The sequence below is a fragment of the Moraxella caprae DSM 19149 genome (assembly GCF_000426885.1).
GTDB classification, from domain to species: domain Bacteria; phylum Pseudomonadota; class Gammaproteobacteria; order Pseudomonadales; family Moraxellaceae; genus Moraxella; species Moraxella caprae.
Genome location: NZ_AUGF01000001.1, coordinates 16,977 through 42,694, shown reverse-complemented (window position 1 = coordinate 42,694; position 25,718 = coordinate 16,977). Strand labels below are relative to the sequence as shown.

32 protein-coding genes are annotated in these 25,718 nt (G+C 45.0%); 19 read left to right on the top strand and 13 right to left on the bottom strand.

What is annotated here, in order from left to right; all coding sequences use genetic code 11:
• The first annotated feature begins 479 nt into the window (after positions 1-479).
• The 4 genes from ptsP (at position 480) to K941_RS0100240 (ending at position 7,193) form a co-directional block, all read left to right on the top strand.
• Entirely contained in the window at positions 480-3,362 is a 2,883-nt protein-coding gene (gene ptsP, locus K941_RS0100255; RefSeq protein WP_029102011.1) for a phosphoenolpyruvate--protein phosphotransferase, read from the top strand.
• 1 nt (position 3,363) lies between these two features.
• Positions 3,364-4,344, top strand: coding sequence for a 1-phosphofructokinase family hexose kinase (locus K941_RS0100250; RefSeq protein ID WP_029102010.1), 981 nt, complete (start codon positions 3,364-3,366; stop codon positions 4,342-4,344).
• 539 nt (positions 4,345-4,883) lie between these two features.
• A complete protein-coding gene (locus tag K941_RS14200) occupies positions 4,884-6,560 on the top strand; it encodes a fructose-specific PTS transporter subunit EIIC (protein WP_115341070.1) in 1,677 nt (558 codons plus the stop codon).
• 69 nt (positions 6,561-6,629) lie between these two features.
• Positions 6,630-7,193 (top strand): helix-turn-helix domain-containing protein, encoded by a 564-nt coding sequence (locus tag K941_RS0100240; protein WP_029102009.1) that lies wholly within the window; start codon positions 6,630-6,632, stop codon positions 7,191-7,193.
• Positions 7,194-7,570: 377 nt separating this feature from the next.
• On the opposite strand, the gene K941_RS0100235 is transcribed toward K941_RS0100240, so the two are convergent.
• The 13 genes from K941_RS0100235 to K941_RS0100175 all read right to left on the bottom strand — a co-directional run bounded on the left by K941_RS0100235 (position 7,571) and on the right by K941_RS0100175 (position 15,339).
• The gene (locus K941_RS0100235; RefSeq protein ID WP_029102008.1) at positions 7,571-7,996 is read right to left on the bottom strand and encodes a hypothetical protein; all 426 of its coding nucleotides are present in this window, start codon (positions 7,994-7,996) and stop codon (positions 7,571-7,573) included.
• Between the two features lie 152 nt (positions 7,997-8,148).
• Positions 8,149-8,691 (bottom strand): gp16 family protein, encoded by a 543-nt coding sequence (locus K941_RS14195; RefSeq protein WP_084137618.1) that lies wholly within the window; start codon positions 8,689-8,691, stop codon positions 8,149-8,151.
• Positions 8,692-8,773: 82 nt separating this feature from the next.
• Positions 8,774-8,935 (bottom strand): HU family DNA-binding protein, encoded by a 162-nt coding sequence (locus K941_RS16675; protein WP_084137617.1) that lies wholly within the window; start codon positions 8,933-8,935, stop codon positions 8,774-8,776.
• A 26-nt stretch (positions 8,936-8,961) separates the two neighbouring features.
• A complete protein-coding gene (locus K941_RS0100220; protein WP_029102007.1) occupies positions 8,962-9,477 on the bottom strand; it encodes a host-nuclease inhibitor Gam family protein in 516 nt (171 codons plus the stop codon).
• A gap of 3 nt (positions 9,478-9,480) precedes the next feature.
• Positions 9,481-9,771 (bottom strand): hypothetical protein, encoded by a 291-nt coding sequence (locus K941_RS0100215; protein WP_029102006.1) that lies wholly within the window; start codon positions 9,769-9,771, stop codon positions 9,481-9,483.
• A gap of 23 nt (positions 9,772-9,794) precedes the next feature.
• On the bottom strand, positions 9,795-10,043 hold the full coding sequence (locus K941_RS0100210; protein WP_029102005.1) for a hypothetical protein: 249 nt from the start codon (positions 10,041-10,043) through the stop codon (positions 9,795-9,797).
• A 9-nt stretch (positions 10,044-10,052) separates the two neighbouring features.
• Positions 10,053-10,283 carry a hypothetical protein gene (locus K941_RS0100205; protein WP_029102004.1) on the bottom strand — a complete coding sequence of 77 codons (231 nt, stop codon included), beginning with the start codon at positions 10,281-10,283 and terminating at the stop codon, positions 10,053-10,055.
• A gap of 18 nt (positions 10,284-10,301) precedes the next feature.
• A complete protein-coding gene (locus K941_RS0100200; protein ID WP_029102003.1) occupies positions 10,302-11,438 on the bottom strand; it encodes an ExeA family protein in 1,137 nt (378 codons plus the stop codon).
• Entirely contained in the window at positions 11,407-13,191 is a 1,785-nt protein-coding gene (locus tag K941_RS14190) for a DDE-type integrase/transposase/recombinase (RefSeq protein WP_051225752.1), read from the bottom strand. The genes K941_RS0100200 and K941_RS14190 overlap by 32 nt, the downstream gene beginning before the upstream one ends.
• Positions 13,192-13,201: 10 nt before the next feature.
• Positions 13,202-14,092, bottom strand: a complete 891-nt coding sequence (locus K941_RS0100190; RefSeq protein ID WP_407662299.1) for a DUF3102 domain-containing protein — start codon at positions 14,090-14,092, stop codon at positions 13,202-13,204.
• Between the two features lie 43 nt (positions 14,093-14,135).
• Positions 14,136-14,414 carry a helix-turn-helix domain-containing protein gene (locus K941_RS0100185; protein ID WP_208854340.1) on the bottom strand — a complete coding sequence of 93 codons (279 nt, stop codon included), beginning with the start codon at positions 14,412-14,414 and terminating at the stop codon, positions 14,136-14,138.
• Positions 14,415-14,424: 10 nt separating this feature from the next.
• Complete coding sequence (locus K941_RS16260; protein ID WP_051225751.1) at positions 14,425-15,114, bottom strand: antA/AntB antirepressor family protein; 690 nt, start codon at positions 15,112-15,114, stop codon at positions 14,425-14,427.
• Positions 15,115-15,123: 9 nt separating this feature from the next.
• The gene (locus tag K941_RS0100175; RefSeq protein ID WP_029102000.1) at positions 15,124-15,339 is read right to left on the bottom strand and encodes a helix-turn-helix domain-containing protein; all 216 of its coding nucleotides are present in this window, start codon (positions 15,337-15,339) and stop codon (positions 15,124-15,126) included.
• Between the two features lie 130 nt (positions 15,340-15,469).
• On the opposite strand from K941_RS0100175, the gene K941_RS16255 reads away from it, so the two are divergent.
• From K941_RS16255 to K941_RS14145, 15 genes are all read left to right on the top strand, one after another.
• Complete coding sequence (locus K941_RS16255; RefSeq protein WP_051225750.1) at positions 15,470-15,847, top strand: helix-turn-helix transcriptional regulator; 378 nt, start codon at positions 15,470-15,472, stop codon at positions 15,845-15,847.
• Positions 15,848-15,850: 3 nt separating this feature from the next.
• On the top strand, positions 15,851-16,297 hold the full coding sequence (locus K941_RS0100165; protein ID WP_029101999.1) for a hypothetical protein: 447 nt from the start codon (positions 15,851-15,853) through the stop codon (positions 16,295-16,297).
• Between the two features lie 206 nt (positions 16,298-16,503).
• Positions 16,504-16,863 (top strand): Mor transcription activator family protein, encoded by a 360-nt coding sequence (locus tag K941_RS0100160; RefSeq protein ID WP_228130337.1) that lies wholly within the window; start codon positions 16,504-16,506, stop codon positions 16,861-16,863.
• Positions 16,864-16,985: 122 nt separating this feature from the next.
• On the top strand, positions 16,986-17,525 hold the full coding sequence (locus tag K941_RS14175) for a glycoside hydrolase family 108 protein (protein WP_051225749.1): 540 nt from the start codon (positions 16,986-16,988) through the stop codon (positions 17,523-17,525).
• A complete protein-coding gene (locus tag K941_RS14170) occupies positions 17,522-17,746 on the top strand; it encodes a DUF7940 domain-containing protein (RefSeq protein ID WP_051225748.1) in 225 nt (74 codons plus the stop codon). The genes K941_RS14175 and K941_RS14170 overlap by 4 nt, the downstream gene beginning before the upstream one ends.
• A 91-nt stretch (positions 17,747-17,837) precedes the next feature.
• Complete coding sequence (locus tag K941_RS0100145) at positions 17,838-18,044, top strand: TraR/DksA C4-type zinc finger protein (RefSeq protein WP_029101997.1); 207 nt, start codon at positions 17,838-17,840, stop codon at positions 18,042-18,044.
• Positions 18,044-18,379, top strand: coding sequence for a hypothetical protein (locus tag K941_RS0100140; protein WP_029101996.1), 336 nt, complete (start codon positions 18,044-18,046; stop codon positions 18,377-18,379). The genes K941_RS0100145 and K941_RS0100140 overlap by 1 nt, the downstream gene beginning before the upstream one ends.
• Complete coding sequence (locus K941_RS0100135; protein WP_029101995.1) at positions 18,379-18,690, top strand: hypothetical protein; 312 nt, start codon at positions 18,379-18,381, stop codon at positions 18,688-18,690. The genes K941_RS0100140 and K941_RS0100135 overlap by 1 nt, the downstream gene beginning before the upstream one ends.
• A gap of 9 nt (positions 18,691-18,699) precedes the next feature.
• Positions 18,700-19,248, top strand: coding sequence for a DUF3486 family protein (locus K941_RS0100130; RefSeq protein ID WP_029101994.1), 549 nt, complete (start codon positions 18,700-18,702; stop codon positions 19,246-19,248).
• A complete protein-coding gene (locus K941_RS14165; protein WP_051225747.1) occupies positions 19,245-20,831 on the top strand; it encodes a terminase large subunit domain-containing protein in 1,587 nt (528 codons plus the stop codon). Before K941_RS0100130 ends, K941_RS14165 begins: the two co-directional genes overlap by 4 nt.
• Positions 20,828-22,291, top strand: a complete 1,464-nt coding sequence (locus K941_RS0100120; RefSeq protein WP_036387069.1) for a DUF935 domain-containing protein — start codon at positions 20,828-20,830, stop codon at positions 22,289-22,291. Before K941_RS14165 ends, K941_RS0100120 begins: the two co-directional genes overlap by 4 nt.
• Positions 22,292-22,393: 102 nt before the next feature.
• Positions 22,394-23,608: a phage head morphogenesis protein gene (locus K941_RS16250; protein ID WP_051225746.1), complete on the top strand. Its 1,215-nt coding sequence runs from the start codon at positions 22,394-22,396 to the stop codon at positions 23,606-23,608.
• A gap of 145 nt (positions 23,609-23,753) precedes the next feature.
• A complete protein-coding gene (locus K941_RS16245) occupies positions 23,754-24,266 on the top strand; it encodes a phage virion morphogenesis protein (RefSeq protein WP_051225745.1) in 513 nt (170 codons plus the stop codon).
• A gap of 237 nt (positions 24,267-24,503) precedes the next feature.
• The gene (locus tag K941_RS0100100) at positions 24,504-24,746 is read left to right on the top strand and encodes a Gp49 family protein (RefSeq protein ID WP_029101992.1); all 243 of its coding nucleotides are present in this window, start codon (positions 24,504-24,506) and stop codon (positions 24,744-24,746) included.
• A 7-nt stretch (positions 24,747-24,753) separates the two neighbouring features.
• Positions 24,754-25,710, top strand: coding sequence for a hypothetical protein (locus K941_RS14145; protein WP_051225744.1), 957 nt, complete (start codon positions 24,754-24,756; stop codon positions 25,708-25,710).
• Positions 25,711-25,718: the final 8 nt, after the last annotated feature.

Sequence of the window (25,718 nt, the reverse complement as noted above, 5' to 3'; positions counted from 1 at the left end):
ATATAACGGATTGATTTATCAAGGGCAAATAGGATTTGTCCCTACAACCCAAAAATGACATAATCACCAATCATCTACCATTTTAAGTTGGAATTAAAGTAAAAACAACATTTGCAAAAGTATCTCATTTGGCTTGTCTTTTTTGGTATTATTTTTTAAAAAATAATGGTAAAATTAGCCGATTTTTGTTTGTATCGTAAAAATTTTTAAAATTTATTAGGGCGTGTTGAATATTGGTATTTGCCATGAAAAATGCCTGTTTAAAAAAGCAGGGGAATCGCCCGTTTTTCAAGGAAAAAACTTGAGGCTGTGAGTCTTCTATCAGACAAGTTTTTGACTTTAAGCCACAAGATTTAGCCATTTTTCATGCAAAAATTGATAAAAGCGTTAAATTTTCATCATTTTAATAAATAATGTTATCAATGTTCAACACGCCCTAAACAATATTTTAAATTATCCTTTATCTTATAAGGAAATCTATGTTAAATCTTACCGCCACTGACGTGCGTATGAATGCACAGGCTACCAATAAAGACGAAGCCTTATCCCTACTTGCCAAGATATTGAGCGAAGACGGGCTGGCGACTGCCGATTATCTTGCAGGACTGCAAGCCCGTGAAGCACAGACCAGTACCTATCTGGGGCAGGGGATTGCCATTCCGCATGGCACGCCAGAATCACGCTCTTTTGTGCAACAAACAGGGGTGCGACTTGTGCATTTTGACGATGGCGTGGTGTGGAATGATGACGGCGAGAGGGCGTATTTGTTGATGGGGATTTGTGCCAAATCCGATGAGCATTTGTCCATTTTAAGACAGCTAACCAAAGCCTTGGGCGATGACATCGAAGGACGTATCAAGCATGCCACCAGTGCCGATGAACTATTGGCTATTTTGGATGGCACGGGCAATCGCTCGCTTAGCATTCATGAAAATCTCATCAAAACCGACATCAACGCCAAAAATGCCGATGAGCTGTATGGGGTGGCGGTGTCGCTACTAAAACAGCAAGGTAAATTGGTGAGTGCCACAGGCATTCGCCCCAGTTTTACCAAGCTCTCAGAAGCCATCTACTGTGCGACCTTAGAGCATGATGAACTGGTTGCCGAACCTGCCTTTGCCTTAGCGGTTGCCAAAGAGGTGGTTAAACTGGGTCATGATGACATGAGGGCATTGGCGGTCATCGTCAGTAACCAAACGGTAAATCAAGATAAGCTGTTGGCGTTGTATGATGTGCTGTTGTCGGCAGAGTTTGGCGGTAAATTACAACATGCCAGTCTGCCCGAGCTGGTGACATTTTTGGGGGCGGACAAGGCGGAGCATTGGCAATCGGCAAGCGTGGTACTGCCCAACGCTCATGGGTTGCACGCACGCCCTGCCACTGCCTTATCTGAGCTTGCCAAAGGAGCGATAGGCGAGCTAAAAGTGGCGGTGGACAATGGAGCATACGTCTCCGCCAAGAGCCTAACCAAACTACTCTCACTGGGGGCGACACGGGGGCAGAGCCTAACATTCATCGCCGAGCCGAATACCGATGCGGTGGCGTACCTACCCAAACTTATCCAAGCGGTGCAAGACGGACTGGGCGAAGAAGTAACACCGATAGGTAATAGTCAAGTAAACAGCCAAGAAAGTGGTAAAGAAAATCATGAACCTGCCGTGCTTGACTTGACCGATAACACCGCCATCATCAAAGGCGAACGCACACACGCCACATCAGCGTCAGTGGGACTGGCTCATGGCGAAGCATTTGTGGTACGTCAAGTGCGGTTTGATTATCCTGTCCAAGGGGGTGATAAGGCGAGCGAGTGGGCGAGTTTGCAACAGGCGATTGGGTCGGTCAAAGATGAGCTAAAAGCCATTGTTCAGACTGCCAAAAAAGCGTCCATTGCTCAGATTTTTACTGCTCATGTGGCTCTGCTTGATGATGAAGAAGTTACACACGGGGCAAAAGATGGTATTGATGATGGGCTATCGGCAGCGGCGGCATGGCATGCTCATATTGAGCAGTTGGCAAAAGTGCAGGCGAGCGTTGCCAATCATCTGCTTGCCGAGCGAGCAGCGGATTTGCGAGATGTGGGGCAAAAAGTGCTTGCTAAGCTAACAGGTCAAGCGGTTGCAATCGAGCCTGCCGAGCCTTATGTGCTTATCAAAGAAGACCTGCTACCGTCTGATGTGGCACGCCTAGACCCTGCACGAGTGGCAGGCATTCTCACGGCGGTGGGTGGTGCCAGTTCGCACAGTGCCATCGTCGCCCGAGCGTTGGGTATTCCTGCGATTGTGGGAGCAGGCAAGGGCGTGCTTGACATTAACGATGGCGAGCAGGTGCTGATAGATGGTGGTCAAGGTTGGTTTGTGGTTGCACCAACCGATGAGATGGTGGCGGTCGCCAAAGCCGAGCAAGCTAGCTGGGCAGAGCGTAAACGCCTGGCCAGTGAGACTGCCCTAAACCCTGCCATCACCCAAGATGGTCATCAAGTGGAGATTGCTGTTAATTTGGGTAATGTTCACGATACCAAGATGGCGGTAGAGAGTGGGGCAGAAGCGGTGGGACTACTGCGTACCGAGCTTGTGTTCATGAGTCATCAGAGCGTGCCTGACATTGACACGCAGGTGGCAGATTACACGCAGGTGTTTGATGCCTTAGATGGTCGTCCGCTCGTGGTGCGTACCTTAGATGTCGGTGGTGACAAACCTTTGCCGTATCTACCCATGCCGTTTGAAGACAACCCATTTTTGGGGGTGCGTGGCATTCGCTTGACTCTAAGACAGCCTGCTTTATTGGAAAATCAGCTCATTGCCTTGATTAAAGCGTCCAAGGGACGTGATTTGCGTATCATGTTCCCCATGGTGGGTAGATTAGAAGAGTGGCATGATGCCAAAGCGATACTAGATAAAGTGCTGACTGACTACCCCCATGATAAGCTTCAAGTGGGTATGATGATAGAAGTACCAAGTGCGGCGGTCATGGCGGATATTTTTGCCAGTGAAGTGGACTTTTTTAGCATTGGCACCAATGACTTGACTCAGTATGCCCTTGCCATTGACCGTGGTCATGCTGCGCTCTCAAAGGATGCTGACGGTCTGCACCCAAGCGTACTTCGGCTTATCCAAAACACCGTTGCCAACGCCCATGCTTACGGCAAGTGGGTGGGCGTGTGTGGCGAGCTGGCAGGCGATGAGCGAGCCATACCGATATTGGTGGGGCTAGGTGTGGACGAGCTGTCCATGTCGGCAGGTAATATCGCCCTTGCCAAGGCAGTGGTGCGTGAGCTTAACTTTGCCGATTGCCAATACCTTGCCAAAAAAGCCCTGTCCTGTCGCACCGCTGGCGAAGTGCGTGCTTTGGTGATGGGGGTGTAATATGCAAGTGCTTTGTATTACCCTAAACCCTGCCATCGACATGACGGTCAGTCTTGATGTGCTAACGCTTGGGGCGGTGAATCGTGCCTTATCCAGTCAGATGGATGCTGCGGGCAAAGGTCTAAACGCTGCTCAGATTTTGGCGGATTTGGGCGTAAATGCCCTTGCTACAGGGTTTTTGGGTGGTGATAATGACGGTATTTTTAACCGACTCTTTGACGAGCGTGATGCCCTAAACCACAGTGAGAATCTAGGTTGGGTTACTGACAGCTTTGTGCGAGTGGCAGGCATTACTCGCACCAACATCAAACTTGCCGATGTGGTCGATGGTGTCGGTCGCACCACAGATGTCAATGGTCAGGGCTTTGTGGTGACCGAGACGGACAAACTGCACTTTTTTGAGCAGGTGGCAGAGCTTGCCCCTGCCTGCGATGCGGTGCTGATTGCTGGCAGTTTGGCGACGGGTTTTGGTTTGCCTGACTTTGACCATTTGCTTGCTCTGCTGACAAATATCCACAGCAAAGTGGCGGTTGATGTCAGTGGCGAGGCTCTAAAAATCGCCATGCGTTATCCGTTATGGCTTATCAAGCCCAACAACGATGAGCTGTTTGAAGCCTTTGGCATACGTGCCGATGGGCTAGATGAGCAGGTGGCACTCTTTGATGAGATTCATAGCCATATTGAGCATGTTTTTATCTCGATGGGCGAGAAGGGCGTGCATTGGTTACGTCAAACCCCTAATGGGCGTGAGATATATGGGGCGACACCGCCTGTCATGACTGTCAAAAGTACCGTGGGGGCGGGTGATACCTTTACCGCGGGTATGATTTTTGGCTTGCTCCGAGAAGATGAGCCAACCAAGGCATTGGCAAGGGCAACTGCTTTATCGGCTCATGCGGTCTGTATCATTGGCTTTAAAGTGCCAGAGCAGGACGTACTAACTGACTTAATTGAGCAAGTTGCTGTGAAAAAATTGGCTTAATCTAGGGCGTGCCTGCCCTTTATAACACTATTTACAATATAGAAATATTTTGGAAATAAAATAATGTTTTTGCATGAAAAATGGCTAAATCTTGTGGCTCGGAGGCAAAAGCTTATTTGATAGAATGACGATCAAACTTCATTTTTCCTTGAAAAACGGGCGATTTTTCACATTATTCATTGCAAATACAAAAGGCAGGCATGCCCTAAGTTTAGGCTGAATTGAATTTAAAAATTAGGCTCTGGTTCAAAAAGTATGCTACAAAGAAAACCGTTCGTGGTGAGCTTGTCAAACCTAACGGTTTTCCTACCCGTAGGCATGGCTCAGGGCGAACGGAAAACCTAGTTTGGCATACTTTTTAGACTACTACCAAAAATTAAAACCCTGTTCTCAACTTTGTATAAGCGATTGATTTATCAAGGGCTAATTGTAACTCGCCCCTACAACCAGAAAAATAATCATTGAAAAATCAATAATTTGTAAATTTAAGTTGAGATTGAAGTAAATTAAAATTAAAAATTGAAAAATAGGCAAACCCTATGACAAACAAAACTTATGCCATTAGCGTGGCGGATAATTCTGCTTATGGCTTGCTCATTGCCAAGCAGTTGGTTGCCAGTTTGCAAAAAAATGGCATTGACGCACAATTTATCACAGACAAAAACACCGCTCATGGTGTGAGCGTGGTCATCACTGATGATGAGCGAGCCAGCACCGAGCAGGTCATTTATCTAAATCAGCATGAGCTTGATTCAGCCAAATTTGGCGATGTGGATTATTTAAAGACACTGCTTACGCCCACCCAAACCGACCAAGCGGTTTTAAAGTCGGCAAATTCATCGGTGCGTAACATCGTGGCAGTTACCGCTTGTCCGACAGGGGTGGCTCATACCTTTATGTCGGCAGAAGCCATTGAGAACTATGCCAAAGCACAGGGCTGGAACATCAAGGTGGAGACCCGTGGGCAGGTTGGTGTGGGTAATGCCATTACGGCAGACGAAGTGGCACAGGCGGATTTGGTGTTTGTGGCGGCGGACATTGACGTGGATTTGTCTAAATTTAGTGGCAAAAAAATGTACCGCACGTCCACAGGGTTGGCACTCAAAAAAACCGAGCAAGAATTTGCCAAAGCCTTTCATCAAGCAAGTGTCTATGGCGGCACCCAAAGTGCAAGCACGGCAGGCGAGAGCGATGAGAAAAAGGGGTTGTATAAGCACCTAATGACAGGCGTGTCGCATATGTTGCCACTCGTGGTGGCAGGTGGTTTGCTCATTGCCATGTCCTTTATGTTTGGCGTGGAAGCCTTTAAAGATGAGAGCATTGCCTTTGGCTTACCCAAAGCACTTATGGACATTGGTGGCGGTGGTGCGTTCGCCTTGATGATTGCGGTGTTTGCCGGCTATGTGGCTTACTCTATCGCTGACCGCCCCGGTTTGGCGGTGGGTCTGATTGGTGGTATGCTTGCCAATACCGCAGGGGCAGGGATTTTAGGCGGTATCATTGCTGGTTTTTTGGCAGGTTATACGGTCAAGTTTTTAAATGATGTCATCAAACTACCTGCCAGTTTGACGTCCTTAAAGCCGATTTTGATATTGCCGTTATTGGGTTCGCTCATCGTTGGTCTGCTCATGGTCTATGCCATTAATCCGCCTATGGCGGCACTCATGACTGCCCTAACCGAGTGGCTAAAAACCATGAATGACACCAATGCCATTATCTTGGGGCTGATTTTGGGGGCGATGATGTGTACCGACATGGGCGGCCCTGTGAATAAGGCAGCTTATACGTTCTCGGTGGGTATGATTGCCTCAGGGGTGTTTACACCGATTGCGGCGGCAATGGCAGGGGGCATGGTGCCGCCCATTGGTATGGCGATAGCGACGTGGATTGCCAAAAATAAGTTCAATGACAATCAGCGTAACGCCGGTAAAGCGTCCTTTGTGTTGGGTCTGTGCTTTATCTCAGAAGGGGCATTGCCTTTTGTGGCGGCTGACCCTGCTCGTGTGATTATCGCCTCTGTGGTCGGTGGGGCATTGGCAGGGGCGATTTCTATGGGGCTTGGTATCGGGCTACAAGCACCGCATGGCGGACTGTTTGTGATACCGTTCGTCTCACAACCACTCATGTATCTGGTGGCTATTACGGTCGGTAGTCTGGTAACTGGTATACTGTATGCCTTTATTCGCCAAAAAGAACCACAAAAAGCGGTGGTATAATGATAAAAACCCTGTCTGTGAACCGCACCCCAAAGCTCGCCACTCACACTAACCTTTGGGGTGCTTTCTATGGCAAAATACACCACCGACTTTAAACTGTCTGTAATAGCATATTATCTAAACGGACACGGTTACAAGCAAACCGCTAAACAGTTTAACCTATCCACAGACAGTATGATCAAGCAGTGGGTCAAACTCTATCAAGCACACGGCATTGATGGTATTCAAAGACGAAGTACCAAAGCCGTCTATGACACAGACTTTAAACTAAACGCAATCAAACAAATTCAAAATGGCAAATCTCTAACCAAACTTGCCATAGAACTTAACCTACCAACACCTTCTTTACTGTCCAATTGGTTAAAGTCTTATCAAACCTTTGGTATAATGGGACTCACCCCCAAACCCAAAGGCAGAAAAGCAATGTCAAACAAGCACAACGCCAATCAAAACAAATTAACAAACAAAACAACAAGCAAACCAAGTTGGCAGGCCAAACCAGACAATGAAAAAAGCGTTGATGACTTACTTGCTGAGCTTGCCTATCTTAGAGCAGAGAACGACTACCTAAAAAAGCTAGATGCCTTAATTCGTCAAAAGGAACAAGAAGCACAACAAAAGAACAAGTCCTGATTGTTCAAGAATTAAGGCATAAACACAAACTTAACAACCTACTGGCAGTTTCAAACCTGCCAAGAAGTGTGTTTTATTACCATATTCGTCAAAGCGCAAAGCCTGACAAAGACCTATCCCTAAAAGATGAACCCTATTGATATAATCTAATCAGAATTCCGAGATAAATGGGAAGAACAGGGAACATGGTGGAGAAAGTGGGAAGGGTCTTTTGCAATTGCGTTGCACATTATGCAATGAGATTTAAGTCGGTTGGCAAGATGAGAAAATCATAGCAAAATAGCAAAAGCGACTTCGTTTTCGCATTTTACCATAACATACCTAGCCCATACAATAAAGCCCCAGATTTTGGTCTGGGGCTTTTGCTTTGAGTTGGATTATTGTAGAAATTGAATAATTTCAGCCAGTTTGTTTTCAATGTGCCTAACCACCAACCGCTCGGCTTTGGTCTGCTTGTCAAAATCAAGGCTGATTTGCTGTTCGGCTAATTTTTCTTTGATGATGTTGATGTAAATATCAATCATGCTGGTGTCTTTGCTTTGTGTGTTATCGCTTGTAACTCTGGCGTGTTCGTCTAAGTAGGCGTGTAAGGCTGCAACGCTTGGTAGGCTTGTTCTGTCTAATACTTCTTGACAGTCATCACCGCCCCAAACTGTCAATACTGGCTTATTTTTCATCATTTTGATGATGATGTGCGTCCCCCATTCCTTGCCACGCACCCATAGCTCATCATCGCCTGTCATTTCGCATTCTGCTACGCCAAAATCTTGGGTGTATTGGAAAATTTGTTGAACATCTAACATAAAAACACCTTTAAAATCAGTTGGTTAAATTGTTTGTGTAGGGACAGTATCGCTCTTGTCGGCACGCATAGCAAGTCTTATTTGACTTAATTTGGCTTATTTTTTTGGGTAAAAAACCACGATTTTTGTCGTGGTTTTTTTCTTGGATTGAGCTAAGGTTGATTGATGTTGATTTGGACAACGGTGGAATTTTTTCCTGCAATAATGCCTGTAAAATCGCCGTGAATGTGGGTGGTACTTTCCGTTGTTTTGGCTTGCTTTTCTACCCGCTCAACCCATTTTTTAAGGCTTTCAATGACTGTGCTTGCCTTATGGCTGGGTAGCCACGCCAATAAATCAATTCCAGTTTGTCTTTTAACATAGGCACATAGGGCTTTTTCGCTCGGGTCTTTGACTGCCCCCAAATTATGCAAAGTTAGCCATAAATGACGGATAAGTTTGGCTTGGGGGTCTTTGTCTTGCTTGATTTTACCTGCTGACTTGGGGGCGGTGGGGGTAAAGCCGAGCTGTTTAAGCCGTGTCATTACCTTGTTTAATTCGCCTAAGGTCATTTCTTTGGTGCTGGTTTTGCCTGTGGTGGTTTCAAGCAAAGTACGATAAGTTTCGTCATCAAGGCATAATTTGGATTTTCCAATATGGATAAGCTCGACTAGCTTTTTCTTTTTGTCATAAGGTTTTGGGGTGGTTTGGGTCATTTTATGCTCCGAATGGTTGTAAAAAAGCGTTTAAAGCGACTTTTAACCCACTTTAAACGCTTTTGTTTTACCTAAAAATGGGTTAATTGACAGCGTCTCTTAGCCCTTTACTTGCCTTAAAGCTCGGCACTTTTTTGGCTGGAATTGTCAATTTTTCGCCTGTTTGGGGGTTGCGACCTGTACGGGCTTTTTGAGTCAAGCCAGATTTGTCAGCTACGGCTTGGATAAGTTCTTGTTTGTTCATAAGGATTTTCCTTTTTAAGGTTAAAATTAAGGTTTGACATCAATTTCAAAGGGCGAAACGATAAAATCTTCCACACCTGTACTAATGGTAATGCCATTGATGTCAGTTACGGCATTGGGTTCATTTAAAATAGCGTCTTTGTTTACCTCCTTTTTGGTGCGAATAAAGCGGTGCAGTCCAAAGCGTTCTAGTCGCTCAATCACTTCATCAATCTTACGCAATGATACAGACGGCGGACGGATACGCCACGACACTTCACCTGTGATAAGGTTTGCAGTTTTACCCCCATCTTTTAAGAGCATTGCACGGTTCGCTTCACACCAAATTTGTAGCTTGGGCGTCAGCTCGTCGATGGCAAGTTTTAAAGGATTGATTTTTTCGGCATAACTTTGGGTAATGTCCGCCACTTCATCGTTCATTTGCCCTGTGAGCCGTGTGATTTCACGGTTATGTTCGCCAATGGTTTTGATGATGACTTGGGCTTCATCAAGGCTTTGGCACGCTTGTAGGGCTTTTGCTTTGGTTTTGGTGGGTTTTTTCATAGGTTACTCCGCAGGTTTGGTTAAAAAGACTGTCAGTTCAACAGATTTATCACTAGCAAGACTAAGTTGAATACGAATGCGTTCATATAATTGACTATCAAAATAATGAATATCGCCAAAACAGTAGCCATTACCTAATTTATCAGCATTACTATCAATAAGTTGCTTGATTTCTGGAATTTCGTGGTACATTAAATACAAAGCAGAGCCTAGCAACTTCTCTGAAGAAAAATCTGCATCTAAAAACTCGTCAACTGTCAAGATGAGTGGCTTTTGGGTTTCGGTGTCGGTCATAATTACTCCGATTGGATTGGTTATTAAGTTAATTCAAGATAACGACATTGCAAAGTGTGAGCGGTCATAAACAGTCGCATTTTTAGCAGGTTATCGTCATTGTCTTGGTTGAGTTTGAATAAATCATCTTTGGCGGTCATAATCGCCGTTGCCAGTTTTTCTTTGTCAAGCTCGCCATTTTTGATTAGGATTTGCAAGGCTTCATCTAGCATTAGCAAGCCTAGCGAGTTTTTGGCATCGGTATTATCGTCAATGTGTAAAATCATTGGCATAAGTTGCTCCTAAAATATCAGCGTAAACACCAAGCCAATCGCTAGCACAATCACGGTCAAGATAAGCAAGGCAATCCACGCAGACTGGCGGTCTTGTCGGTATTGCATACGCACGATGTCCATATCCATTTGTGCCAGTCGCTTCTTTTCGTGTTGTAGCCATAGGTATTCGGACACCGATAGGGCTGGGTGCTTGTCTTTGGAGTGGGACTGCTCGTTGGAGAATGGGCTAGTATTCATTTTTTACACCTATCTTAATTAAACTTCTTTTACCAAATCGCCCGTAACGACAGGCATTCCAAGTTCGCTGGCGACATTTAACGCCCCAGTTAAAAGATTGCCAACCGCTAGAGGATAAAGTAGGCTATCTGCTCCTTTCTGTGCACTAAGGCGGTGAGCAATGGCGTTTAGTCCGCTTTCATCAATAAACTCGCCAAGCTCACGCCCTGCACTTTGTGAGCGGTGTTGTAAGTAGGCTTCTAGGCTGTCTCGGTCAAAGGGGGCAAGCTCAAAAATCTCACAGCGTTGGACGACTTCTCGCACTTGTTCATTGTTTTCGGACAGCTTGTTTTTAAGTTCATTTTGCCCAATGAGTACAATTGACAAAAGCGGGGTAAAACCATTTTCCAATTCCAAAAATCTTTTAAGGTGCTTTAAAGTTGGAATGGGTAAGCTATGAGCCTCTTCAATAATCAGCAAATGATGATTGCCAGCCTTGCTACTTTCTTTAAGCAGGTTATGCACTTGGCGAAAACGAGCCTCTGGGCTACGCTTGGCATTCACACTTGGGGCGAGCGTGGCAAGAATGCTTTCGGCAATGTGGACGGATTTTAAAGTTTTGCCCTTAATGTCATTGTCTTCGGTTGCCAAAACATACGGCTCAATGACAATCACGCTCTCTTTTTGGCGGTCAAGTCGGTCAATAAGTTCACGGCGGAGCGTGCTTTTGCCAGCCCCTGACTGACCTATGACGGCAACAAAACTCATATTGCCTCGAGCCGTCTGCCATAGGGCTTCACGAATGTCCTTGATGTCGCTATTTTGATAGACTTGATTGGCTTCACGCACATTGTCGGTAAAGATGTTGGTGAACAGCTTAAACTGGCGTTTGGCTGGGTGGCTTAGGGTTTGTTTTCTAAGTAGCATCGCTTGCTCCTGTTTGCTTAATTTGGTTTGGGTTTGGGGTTTGGCAATGGTGTCAATGTCGGCTTGGGACACGTTTTGACCGCTTAAATGCTCGCACAATCGTTCATATAAGTCGTTTGCCCCTGTTTTGGGGTATTTGCCATGATTAAAAATCAGGTTAATCGTGGCAGGACTGACTTTTAGGGCTTTGGCAATTTTGGCTTGGGTCAAGCCGTATTTATCCAGCCAATGCTTGGGGGTATTCGTCATATTCATGCTCCGTTTCTTTTGGCTCTAAAATGCCTTTGATAATCTCGCTGATGACTTCCTGCGGTACTTCGCCTGTGGGGAAAGTCTCCTGCAACTCACGATAATGCTCGGCTGTCCACTTATCGCCAATTTCCGCTCTGATGACTTTGGCGGTTTGCACCCAGTTGAATGGGGCAAGTTTGCGAGACTGTGGCGTGCGGTCAATGGCTGGCGTGCTAAGTTTCTCACCGCCTTTGGGCATATAGTCTTTTTGTTCGTGGCTGTCGATGTCTGCCATAATATTGAGTTTGCCGTCATACGCCACCGCTTTTTTAGCTTGGGCAAGTTCTGCCTTTTCAAGCGTATCCACACCATAGGCGGTTTTGATGGCTTTATTGCGTTGGTTGTCAATTTGGCTGTTTGGCATCGCTTTTATCTCTTGTCCAACCACAGGGGCATTGACATCAAAGCCCACCCAATCTGTCTGCATTGGTTCAACCGTATAAGTTACGCTCTCGCCCCCTGCGGTCGGTACAATCACATCCACGCACGGACTGCGATAAGGATTAACCACCACAGACACTTTGGCTTTGGGATAAATGCCGTTAATGTGGCGTAGGTCATAATCGTGCGAGCCGTAGCCCTTAACACTATGACTAATCGTCAAATTACCACGAACGGTACGCTCCACAGGCACGGTACTGACAAGCTCTTTGCACAGCTCCATTGATGGGGCTTTTCTAAGCTGATTAACCGCAATCGTTCGCCAAACTTCGTTTCTTGTGCGTTTGGTTCGGCTGTGTTTTTTGTGTTCGTTGTAGTCCACTCGCCACCGCTTTGCCAACGCATTCAAATGCTCAATGTTTTCAATGTTTAAAAACTTAAAGCGACCTTCAAACTGCGTCTCTACGATGTTGTTGGCGTTTTCCACCTGCCCCTTTGCACGGCTATTACCTGTGGCGTGGGCGATGAATGTGATGTCCAGTCGCTCCATGAGATTTTTAAAAAGCCCTGATGTGTTGGCACAGCCTTTATCCGCATAAAGAATAAACGGCACGCCGTGCATGGGTTCATCAAAGCCACGAATTTGTATGGCATTTAAAAACACTTGGGTTAGGTTCTCGCTACTTTCTGCCCCTGCCACATATTCCACATACACCCAGCCACTATAATGGTCGGTGATGACATAGCGAATGACTCGCTCATTTTCAATCTTTTTAAGGTTGTGCGGTTTGTTTTTGTAAAATTTCTTTTCGTCCATAATTTGCATACCGCCCCCACGCCCCTGTTTGTCTTTGGGTAAATAAAAAATCACACAAACGGACGCATCAACTTGCCATAGGTGGTTTGGGTGCAAACTACGCATTCTGGTGTGAGCGGTTGGCGTGGCAAGTTGTTTTGGGTGGCACATATTGGCTTTCATCACTCGGCTGATTGTCGCAGGACTTACCTTTGGGACTTTACCGTCTGCCTGTAAAATTTCTAGGGCGGTGCTGATAGGTAAGGTCTTTTTACCATTGGCACGAGTGGCAAGGTGTACCATTGCCCCTACCTGCTCGGCGACTTCGGCAGGGACGACCGTCTTGCCCTTATCACAGCGAGTTTTTCTATCACTTTCAAAGCCAACGGTTTCCAATTCACGGTATAACTGCGGACGGCTAATCTGCAAAGTGTCGCACGCTTTGGCGATGATGTTGCCTTTCTCACCGTGCTTGGCATGAGTGAGCTTTTGGACAATCTCTCGCAAATAGTCGGTGCGTGCAAGGTCGTTCATGGCTTACCCCTTAGTTTTGCTCGGCTTGGTTCGCCCAAGACGGTGTTACCATATTTTCAAAGTCAATCTGCACGCCAAGCGTAGTGCTAAGTTCGGCAATCTGCTGAAAACTTGCAACAATACTCATCTCGTACTGCTCTTGTAGGTGGTACAAACCATGCTCTTCAATGGTCTCAGCGACCGCTTGGCAAGCGTTCACAAAGCGAGTGATGTCATTGTACAGGGTCAGCGTACTTTCTTGGATTTTTTCCAACACGCTTTTGGCAAGCTGTTGTTGCTCAGTTTCGGCTCGTTCTTTGACTTTGGCAGGAGCTTGTAGCTTGGTCAGCTCTGCGTCCAACTCGTTCAATTTTTCATCTTTTTTCTTGATGATGTTTTCTTTGGCTTGGTTGTCGGCTTTGGCATCTCGCAGGGCTTGTTTTAGCTCTCGCACACTCATTGTTTCAATGCTGTCCAAGTTCACTTCGCCAATACTACCACCTTCTTCAATCACTTGGATTTCGTCATCATCAAGGCTGATAAGCTCCAAAAGTTTGGTTTGTGTTCCTGCTTTTTGCAAAAGCGAACTCGAATTCGCATTTGACAATTTCAATACGGCTGACATAAATTTTTGAGCCATACGCTTGCTAAACCCAAGCATTTCCACACGCTTGCTAAATTCGCCGTGTGCGGTCATTTCTTTTAGTAGCAATAAGCGTTTGCCCATTTCAAAGCACGACTCAGCCGTCCGCAGTTGGTAAAAACGAATACCGTCTTCCAACGCTCCTACGCTCAATGTGCCGTCATAGCCAAGTTTGGTGGCAAGCACACCAACCGCTTGGGCGTGCTGGCTGATTGCCATTTCTTGATTATCGGTACTTTCAGAAATAACCGTAACACCGTCTTGTGTCATATCAATCATTTGGTTCATAAACTGCTCCAAATTTTTTAAAAAGTTTAATAAGTTAAAGGGTTAATTGGCGGATTTCGTTAATCCGTGCTTGGGCAAACTCTATCTCTTTTTGATGAGCGGTGGCGATTTGCACAAAGGCAACGGACAAATAATACAGTCCATTGTCATCTTGACGGGCAAAGCCTTGACCGACAAGGGTGGCAAGATAACGGCAGACTTGCGACTGAGACTCGCCTGTGGTCTTGGCAAGCTCGGACACCGATACGCCTGTTAGGGTGTGTCCCCGTAGGGCTTTGAGTGTCGTTAGGACTTTTTCGGCGGATTTGCTCATTGTTATCTCCTTAATGGTAGCTTAGCCGACCTGTGTCGTTGTCAAGGCTATAACGGTGGTTTTTGATACGGCTAATGGCATAAGTGCTAAGCCCCAATTTTTCGCTGATTTGGGCATTGGTATAGCCTTGCTCAACCAAATCAAAGACACAATCTACATCATAGAGTACCGCTTGGCGGTAGCTTTTTTTGGCAAGAGCTTGGCGTTGCAACAATTCCAGCGACAAGGCTTGTAACTGTAAACTTTGTTCGTGCAGACTGACAATCTTATCCATTGCTTTTTGCTGATTATGCACGGTGGTTTTAAGGGTGTTAATGAGTTGGGTTAAATGCCAGTTGGCGTTTTTACTCACTGCTTTGGTTTGGTGAGCGATGGTCAGCTCGTGTAGCTGTCTTTCGCAGTCAATAAAATATTGACGAGCCTGCCGCCCTTTGTCAGTGCGTTCTACCATAGCGAGTTCTTTTGCCATATTTAGGCTAATAAAGTAGTCTTTGGTTGGGCGACCGTTTTGGAGTTTTTCCGAATTTTCGGAAAAACTGATAAAATCTTGATTTTCAATAAATTTATATTCATTAATACGGCGGTTAATCCATTCGGCAAATTTGCTTTTGACTTGCAAAAAAGCGTGCAATTCACGGGCATTTGCGGTTGGGATTTGGCGGTTACCGATAAGGCGGTTTGTTACTGGGATAAGCTCCATACGATGCTCCTAGGGATTGGGTTGGTTGTGGTGGTCGGTGGTGGCGACAATGCCGAGTTTTTGGGCGATTTCAAAGCCTCGCCCATATAGCCCTTTGCGTTCGCCACTTAGGACTTTGTAGACTTCGTGGGCAGAAAAGCCGTGATTGACTGCCCATTGTTTGACAGTGATGCCTTGGGCGTAGAGCCGTTGTTTGACAAGACGGGATTGCTGTTCTCGGGTCATAAAAACTCCAATATAAGTAAAAACTGTGGTACAATTACCCTTTTATTTACCGATTTTTACAAGGGGATTTCCTTGTGTGGATATATAATAGGACATTTTTGTCCGTTTGTAAAGTATTTTGGTGGAAAAAATGTACTTAAATGTCTCAAATTGGCTAAAAAATGAGCGTAAACGGTTAAATTTGACCCAAAAAGCCCTTGCGGAGCAGTTAGGTGTGGTTGAAAAATCTGTATCACGGTGGGAGGCTGACACACCCATTCCAAGTGATAAATTGTTTGCATTAAGGGATTTGGGTTTTGATGTCAATTATCTTTTAACGGGCAATCCAAGCGTTCCACCATTGAGTGCAGAGGAACAATTGTTTTTGGAAAAATTGCGTGGAGCAAATGAAAATTTGCGATACAGAGCGTTGTTGTTATTGTCAGGCGTTGAGCCTGTTTCGGAGGCGGTTGGGGTTGTCAATAGCCCCAACAGTCAAGTTTTGAATAGTTTTAATAGAAAGGATTAGTTTATGAATTTTGTGCAGATTAAAGATACAACCTTGAAATGGTTGGTTAATCATTCTAATTTGTGGATTATTGATAAAATTCCATCGCCAAGCCTAAGTTTGGACAACAAATATGTTGTGCATATTGAAATGGAAGTGGGTGATACAATGGCTGATTTGTTTCGCAAAATTCTGCTTGCTTGTGGCATAGAGCCACACCGAGAACATTATAAGCGTGGCTTGCAACTACAATCAGCACTACAACACAATCGTGATATGATTTTGGTTGTTTCTAATGCTGACTTAATGGGCAAGCAAGCAAACTTTCGCAAGTTTGTTCTAGTATCCGAAGAAATTGCAGGGGTTTTCATACAAGGCAATGTGTTTACTTTGGGTAGCTTGGCTCAAACAGAGATGAGCTTTATTATGCAGAGTTTTGTAGGTGTTCACGCCCAAACCGTTGAGCCTTAATCACCCCCAAACAAAGCCCCCAATCCTAAAAAAATTGGGGGCTTTTTGATGTTCGGACGCTCTTGGCGTGCTGACATTCTGGCGATATTCTAGCATAGATCATCTTATTGTCAAGAAAAATCTTGTAAAATTGCCTATTTTTTGGCATAATTTCATATAAATAACAAATTTTTTAGTGATTTTTACCATAAAATAGGTAATTTATAGTGAAAAAACAAGGTAAAACCAGCAAGCAAGGCAACGCACTTCTAAACGATTTAAAAAGCCATACCGAAAGCCTATTAGCAGAAATCAACATTGCCCCCGACCTTGCTTGCCAAGTCGCCAATGAGCTGATGTTTCAAATCAGTCAGCATTGGGGCGGTCAGCTGATTTATGTCATCAAAGACAGCAAATTTCTTGCCGATAAGCGAGATGTGGAAATTTATCGTGCGTTCAACGGACACAACCACGCTGAACTGTCGCAAGAATATGGCTTATCCTTGCCCTATATTTACCGCATTTTAAAACGAATGAGTGAGATTGAAAGAAAACAAAATCAATATGACCTATTTGATTATGAATGAATGTAGTGGCGAACCCAAATTTGCCCAAAAATATCAACAACCAATCTTTAAAACAGGTTAAAAGACAAAAACACCCTGCCCATTGCATAATCTCCTAAGTATTTTTACTTAGGAGATTTTTTATGTCAAATTTTAAAACAGCACTCAAACGGGTCTTAAAACACGAAGGCGGTTATGTCAATGACCCCAAAGACAAAGGGGGCGAAACCAACTATGGCATCACCATTGGCACGGCTCGTCAATTTGGCTATACAGGGTCAATGCGGTCAATTCCGATGAGCGTGGTAGAACAGATTTACAAGGCACGGTTTTGGGATACGCTAAATTGTGATGAACTTACCGAAAAATATGGCTTTGCCTTTGCTTTTCAGCTGTTTGATGCTGGCGTTAATCACGGCATTGGCAATGCCAAACGAATGCTCCAACGAGCCGTAGGCGTGGTAGATGACGGTGTGATTGGTAAAGTAACACGGCAAGCAATGGACGACAACGCCAAGCATTTGACTGATTTGTTTAACGCTGAACGCATTGCCTTCTACACCAAAATTTCAAGTTTCAATCACTTTGGGCGTGGCTGGATGAGACGAATGAGCGACAATTTAAAATTTGTCGCCCAAGACAGTATTGCCAGCACCGATGAAACACAGGAGGTATTGGCATGAATAAGCTACTCGTTGATAACTGGCAAACAGGCTACAAATGGTTTTCTAACTGGGCGTTTGTGCTGATTGTCTTTTTGGCAACCACGCCCCTACCACCAGAAATTACACAGCTTTTACCACCAGTCATTCAAGACAAAATGACTGCCATTGTAGCGGTGTGTGGGCTGATTTTACGCTTTGTTAAGCAATCCAATCCCAACGCAGGGCAAGGGGGTGGATAATGGCGGACACCATTGAATCTATAATAGTAGAAATTAAAAAAGTCGTTAGACATCGCTATTATAACATAAGTTTTGATTAAAGGGGGGTGCAATGGACACCATTGACAAAGCCAATGCCGACTACGAACGCTGGCTAAATGGCAAAATCAAGCAACGCCAAACCACACCAGCCAATGACATCACCGAATGCTTAGACTGTGGCGAGCCAATTGGCGAAAAACGCAAACAAGCCGTCCCCTATGCGGTGCGGTGTGTGGCGTGCGTGGCGTGCCAGTCTGAATTTGAAAGGGGTAAATGATGATTTTTAAATTGGAACTGTATCAGCTGATTACCCTTGCCTTGACGATTGGTGGCACGCTGTGGGGCGTGGGTAAGGCGTTTTTTAATAGAGTGGAAACTTCTATCAAAGAAAAAGACGAAACCCTTGCCAAAGCCCTATCAAGTCTGGGCGAAAAACTGGACAAAGAATCCGAAGCCATTCGCCAGCTTGACCGTGAGATTTTAAAATTAAAGGCTGAACTGCCACGAGAATATGTCTCCAAAGATGACTTTATTCGTTCGTTTACCGTTGTTGAAGCCAAGATTGATGCGGTGCAAACCACGCTTACTCATCTACATAATAAGGAAAAATGATGACGATTGATTTGTTAAAAGTACGCCGAGAAAGCCTTCGTTGGCATTTGTTAAATGCCCTTGACAAGGCTCGCCCTTTGGGGGCATTGGACATACTACTCTTAGATGTGGTGCGGTGTATTTACCCTGATAGTACAGCCACCGAACTGCACGCCCAATTAGACTACCTGCACAGCCAAACCTTTGTAGAGCTTGACAAACGCCCAGACGGTCATTGGCACGCCAAGCTCACGCATATCGGCATTGATGTGGTGGAATATGTCGCAGAATGCCCTGTCGGTATTTCTCGCCCTGACAAATACTGGGTCTAGGGGGTGTCTATGGCTCGTGCCAATGCAGTGAGTAAATTAAGTCCAGAGCATAAAAAACAGCTTGATGACCGTTTGTTTTCAAATGGTTTTAATGGCTATGTGGAACTGGAAAGTTGGCTTAGGGGCTTAGGCTATGAAATTAGCAAATCTGCCATTCATCGCTATGGGCAAAAGTTAGAACGAAAATTATCGGCAATCCAAGCCAGTACGCAAGCATCACTGATGATTGCCGAAGCCGTGCCTGATGATGGCGATGCTCGTAGTCAGGCGGTGCTATCACTTGTACAGACCGAGCTTTTTAATGCGTTGGTTGCTTTGCAAGATTTGGACGATGATGAGAGTATTGACCCTGTCAAGCGTTTATCAATGATTACCAAAGCAGGCAAAGGCATTAGTGAGATTGTCAAAGCATCTATCTTGCAAAAACAACACGCCCTAGATGTTAAAGAAAAAGCCGAAAAAACCGCCAAAGAAGTACAAGAAATTGTAAAAACAGGCGGATTGTCTGATGAAACCGCCAACCTTATCCGTGCCAAGATTTTGGGGATTGCTGAATGAGTAAAAATAGTGGTTTCACACTTGCTGAAAAGCGTACACAAGGTGCATTGATTGGAGAATTAAAAAGACATACACCGAGTGTATTTTTACCATACCAACAAAAATGGGTAGCTGACCAATCCGAAGTAAAAATTTTTGTCAAATCACGGCGTATCGGTGGCTCGTGGGCAGAAGCTGGCGAGTCGGCACTTGAAGCATCTCGCACGCACGGACAGGACACTTGGTACATCGGCTATACAAAAGACATGGCGATTGAGTTTATCCGTGATGTCGCTGATTGGGCTAAATTCTACAATTTTGCAGTTGATGAAATTCAAGAATACGAAGAAATCTTTGAAAATGGCGATGAGAAAAAGGCGATTTTGGCATTTACGATTAAATTTGCCAGTGGACATCGTGTAACCGCTTTATCATCTGCTCCACGAAATTTGCGTGGTAAACAAGGTCGAGTGATTATTGACGAGGCAGCATTCCATGACAATTTATCGGAATTACTTAAGGCTGCATTTGCCTTACTGATTTGGGGTGGTTGTGTCCGTATCATCTCTACACATAACGGTGTGGACAATCCATTTAATGTGTTGGTTGAAGATGTTAAAGCAGGACGATTACCTTACAGCCTACATTATTGCACCTTTGATGAAGCCTTAGAACAGGGATTATATCAGCGTATTTGTCTCAAGCGTGGTATTGAATGGACACAACAAGGCGAACAAGAATGGGCGGATAATATCCGTAAAATTTATGCCGACAATGTGGACGAAGAGTTAAATTGTATCCCCAAAAATAGTGGCGGTCGCTGGTTATCTCGCCCACTCATTGAACAAGCGATGTCGGCTGATACACCGATTTTTGTCTATAAACGAGACAATGATTTTAACTTGCAGGATGATTTTTATCGTGAAAATGACTGCGTGGATTGGTGCGATGAGTATTTATCGGATTTTTTGGCAGAAATCCCCAAAGGCAAAGTTTTTATTGGGGGCGACTATGGACGAAATGGCGACTTAACCGATTATGCGATTGCGGTGCAAACCGTTGATTTAAACTTGCAATGCGTGGGCGTGGTGGAGCTTGAAAATATTCCTTTTTCACAACAAGAACAAGTCTTAAATTATATCTGCGACCGTGTGGAAAAACAGCTTGCAGGAATGGCTCTGGACGCTCGTGGCATTGGTGCAAGCAATGCCGAAAAAGCCCAGCACCGCTATGGCGTGGACACGGTGGAATGTATCAAATTTAGCCAAAAATGGTACAGCTTGAATATGCCTCCGTTTAAGGCAGGTTTGGAAGACAAAGTGTTATTTAACCTACCCAAACACGAAAATACCTTATCTGACCTGCTTGCCTTTGAAATCATTGACGGCATTCCAAAACTGCCCAACCGTAAAAACAAAGGGACAAATGAGCAAGCACGGCACGGCGATATGGGCATTGCGTTGGTGCTTGCCTATTATGCTTTTAAAAATATTGACAATGGTGGGGTGGACATACGCATTCACACCGCCAAACCACGAGAATCTGCCAAATTATTAAGGGGTTTTCATGGTTTTGGCAGTATGCTACGAGGATTTAGACGATGAACGGTTTATATTTGGGCAATGAATTTGTCTCTTTTACCGAACTTAGAAATAGCAAACAACCACACCTAAGACAAATTGCCAGCCGTAGCACGGTGGCAGGATTTAGCTCCTTAAACACCGTCCTACCAAACCCCGACCCCATTTTAAAGAAACTGGGCAAAGACATACAAGTCTATAAAGAAATCAAGGCAGAAGCAGGGGTAAAAGGTTGTTTACGTAGACGAAAATCGGCGGTGAAATCTAAGGCGTGGCGAATTGTGCAAGATGAAGCAAGCCTTGAAACCACCGAACGCATTAACCGTATTTTTAAAAATTTGCCTTTATCTAGAATTATTGGGGCGATGGCGGACGCAAGTTTTTATGGCTATCAACCCTGCGAAATCTCGTGGGCGTATCAAGACGGTGCGTGGTTGCCTGTGGACATTCAGGCAATGCCCCCAGACTGGTTTTTCTTTGACTCAGATAACCGCCTAAGATTTAAGGATAAAGATGCAGGGCAAGACGGCTTAATCGTGCCTGAGCGTCGGTTTTTACTACCACGTCAAGACCCAACGTACGAAAATCCCTATGGCGAACCTGACGCATCATCGGTATTTTGGGCGACAACTTTTAAACTCGGTGGCTTGGATTTTTGGGTAAGATTTACCGAAAAATACGGCAGTCCGTGGGTCATTGGTAAATATGGCAAAAACTATGACATTGAACAACAGCAAATTTTGCTCGATAACCTATCGTCAATGGTACAAGATGCGGTGGCGGTCATTCCTGACAATTCCACGATTGAGATTATGGAAGCAGGTGGCAAGTCGGCATCATCAGACGCATTTGAAAAGTTTTTGATGTTTTGCCGTAGTGAGGTCAATATCGCACTACTGGGTCAAAACCAATCCACCGAAAGCAACAGCAACCGTGCCAGCTCGCAAGCAGGGGCAGAAGTGGCATTTGAGATTGCATTAGCCGATTGTGAAATTGTCGCTGAACAACTGCAAACCTTGATTAACTGGATTGTGGATTATAACTGGGGTGGTATCGCTCCACGATTTGAGTTTTTTGAAGACAGCAACGGTGGGCTTGAACAGGCTCAACGAGATGTTGCTCTGAGCCAAGCAGGGCTAAAATTATCATCACAATATTTTATGCGTGAGTACGGTTTACAAGATGGCGATATTGATGGTGTGCATATTCAAGCCGACAATCCACAACAATCCTTTGCCGAGCCTACACCCAAAAACAAAGATGATTTTGTGAGTAAAACGGCTGATGAATTGGCAACCCACGCCAATCCCTACCTTGATGATATGGTGGTACGGCTTAAAGACATCGTCAGCCAAGCTCAATCATTTAGCGAATTGCAAGATAGTATCGTCAATGCTTTTGATGATCTAAATGCTGATGAAATGGTCAAAGTGATGGAAATTGCGATGACTTTAGCAGAACTCAAAGGACGGAGTGAGATATGAAATTACATCTAATTTTAACCGCATATTTGTTATGCAATGCGTTTTGCTCCATCTATAGTGAGCCTGCTCATCATGCGTTGATGTATCTCTAAGGTGGTAAAAATGACTAAAATCTCAGGACAACGTCTGCCCTTTCAAGAGCAAATTGACTTTTTACGACAAAAGGTGCGTATCCCCACTGAACGTTATGACGAGCTGACATCACAACAGCACGATAAAGCCTTTGTGGTTGCAGGGGCAATGAAAGCCGACCTGCTTGCCGACCTACACAATGCCGTACAAAAGGCGGTGGCGGACGGGCAAGCCTTTCACGAGTTTCAAGCCAATTTTGACGACATTTTGGCGAAAAAGGGTTGGCTTAACGATAAAGACAAAGATTATAAGGCATGGCGTGCCAAAGTTATTTATCAAACCAATCTACGCACGTCCCACATGGCAGGACGGTACAAACAGATGACCGACCCTGACGTATTAAAGGCTCGCCCTTACTGGCGGTATCGCCACAACACGGTGGAAAATCCCCGTCATCAGCACAAATCTTGGGACGGCTTGGTGTTGCCAGCCGACAGCCCTTTTTGGCAAACCAACTATCCGCCTAATGGCTGGGGTTGTCGTTGTACCGTAGAAGCCATTAACGAGCGTGAACTTAAAAGAATGGGCAAAGAAAAGCCTGATGAACTCCCTGCCAACTATGCCGACAATGTGGGGGAGAGTTTTGACGGTGTGGCAGGGGCAAGCTGGTTTCCTGATGTGGATAAATACCCTTATCAAGTCGCCAAGTCTTTTGTGGCGGACAATATGCGAGACGGTGTTTTTATTAGGTGGCTTTCTCGGATAGAAAATCAGCTTGATGACTATAAAAAAGACACGCCTGATTATGATAAACTACCCAAACAAGAGCGGATTGACGGCTTTCGTGAACTTGACCAAAAAGAAAGCTATCCTGTGGCGGTGCTTAGTCCAGACCAAATGCAGATGCTTGGTGTATCTACGCAGACGGTGCTATTTAGTGAAAATGATGCCCTAAAACAAGCCATTAGCCGAGACGGTAACACGGGTTTTGAGCCGACTGATTATTATTATGTGCAGTATTTACTGGATAATGCCGTGCTTATCGTGCGTGAATATGATAAGAAAAATAACCGATACCGACAGCAGACAACTTGGGTTGAGGGTATTCGTGATGACGGAAAACGCTATCTTGCTATCATTCATCAAACGGCAGACGGTGCAGGTGTGTATCTAAAATCCTATCGTTTGGACAGTAGTAAAGATGAAAAACTTAAAAATAAAGGTGTGGTACTTTTTGAGAAATAAATAGCACCTGTAAAGACGCTCCCCAATCTTTCAAAGCCAACTTCCAGCAACATTTTCAAAAGAAAATGGGACGCAACAGGGAGACTCATTGCCGTTATGGAACAGGTGCTGATTTAATTCTAAACCATATCAAGAGAAAAGACAAGTGTTATTACAATTTGAACTGACAACCACCAACAACACTCTGCCTAGTATCATAGACACGCTAGGCGGTGGCGGACAACAAGCCCTGTTAAAAGGCATCGGCGAACATCTCACCAACACCACCCAAGACCGCTTTCGCACTTCTACCGACCCCAATGGCAACCGTTGGCAAGCCAACAGCTCAGTTACGCTGTGGCGTGGCTTGGGCGATGCCCATTTTAACAAAAACGGCACGGTAAACAAAAAAGGACGAAACCGCTTTAATAGCAAAAAGCCGTTGGTTGGCTTTGGACAAACTGGCGGTACACTAAGAGACAGCATTCACTATCAGCTTGGTAATGGCGAAGTGTTTGTCGGCTCAAATCTTATCTATGCCCCGATGATGCACTTTGGCGGTACAAAATCACAGTTTCCCCACCTTTGGGGAGATATTCCTGCTCGTCCGTTTTTAGGCGTGTCAGTGGCTGATGAAGCCGAAATCAAAGAGATTGTCAAAGACCATTTGAACCTATAACCAAAAATCGCCAAAAACAGGGGTTTTAAGCGTTTTAAAATACCAAATGGTACATTTGCCCCACCTTATCCCAAAACACGCCAAAAACCCCTTTATAAATGCGTGTAAATCTATCACAAAACGCACCTTGTCGCCCACACTTCAAAACCCTGCCAAAAAACTTTAAATCAGGTTAAAAGACCGCCCAAAAAATCTTTGTCATACTATGCCCATTGTTTCACTTCAATGGGCTTTTTTATGAACAAAATCACCAAAGAATTTTTGGAGAGTGAGATTGTAGATGTTAGCTACACTCGCCTGTCCAAGACCTTAACGCATTGTGCCATTACCGTCAAATGTGGCTTTGTCTTTACAGGCGAGAGTGCCTGTGTTGATGAAAGTACATTTGACGAGCAAATCGGTCGCCAAATTGCCTACGACAATGCCTTTAACTCAATGTGGCAACCTTACGGCTTTTGGCTTGCCAAAACAAAGGAGTAACTGATTGATGAAAAAAATCAAAATCTTTAAAGCGGGCAAGCACACCAGTATGGAGGGCGATACCATTGATTATACGCCCCAAATGCTCGCTGACTGCGTTGCCAGTTATGCCGAAGACCTGCACCAAGCTCCATTAGTTTTAGGACACCCCAAGCACGATGACCCTGCCTATGGCTGGGTAGAAAAGTTGGAACTGGACAAAGACAATGTGCTTTGGGCATACGCAAAACAAGTGGACGCATCTTTTGCCGAAAGTGTCAATCAAGGCAAACACAACAAAGTGTCGCCAAGTTTCTACCTGCCCGACAGCCCCCAAAACCCCAAAAAAGGCACGCTCTATCTGCGTCATATCGGATTTTTGGGCGGTCAAGTGCCAGCGATTAAAGGGCTTGGAAGTGTTCAGTTTGCGGAGAATGAAAATGGCACAGCGTCTTTTAGTGAGCCTTTGGAAGGCAAGCCAGACGATAATAAGCCAACTCAGATTGATTTTAAATCCGCTCTATCATTTTTACAAGAGTATATCAAAAATGACCCTTCACAATTGGATAGCATTCTCGGGCAGATTAGTGTTCAAAAAGATGATAAAAAATCTGATGAAAAAAGTGAGCGTGAAAAAGCCCTTGAAAAACAGCTTGCAGACTTACAAAAGAAAATTGCTGATGACAAAGCAAAAGAGACGGCAAGCCAAATTCAAGACTTTGCAGAAGGCTTGGTTAAATCAGGGCAACTGCCTCCAAAGCTAAAATCGCAGGTGGTGGAAGTGATGACGGCTGGCACGGCTCACACAGCCAGTTTTGGCGAAGGGGGCGAGCAGTCGCTCACGGACGCATTGAAAAAACTGTTTAGCGAATTGCCAAAAAACGCCAGTTTTGCTGAGTTAAACAAAGGCAACCGAACCACAGACGATAAAGAAAGTCCGCTGATGCGTGACGCCAAACGCCGTGCCAAAGAAAACCAATCTTAATCTAGGAG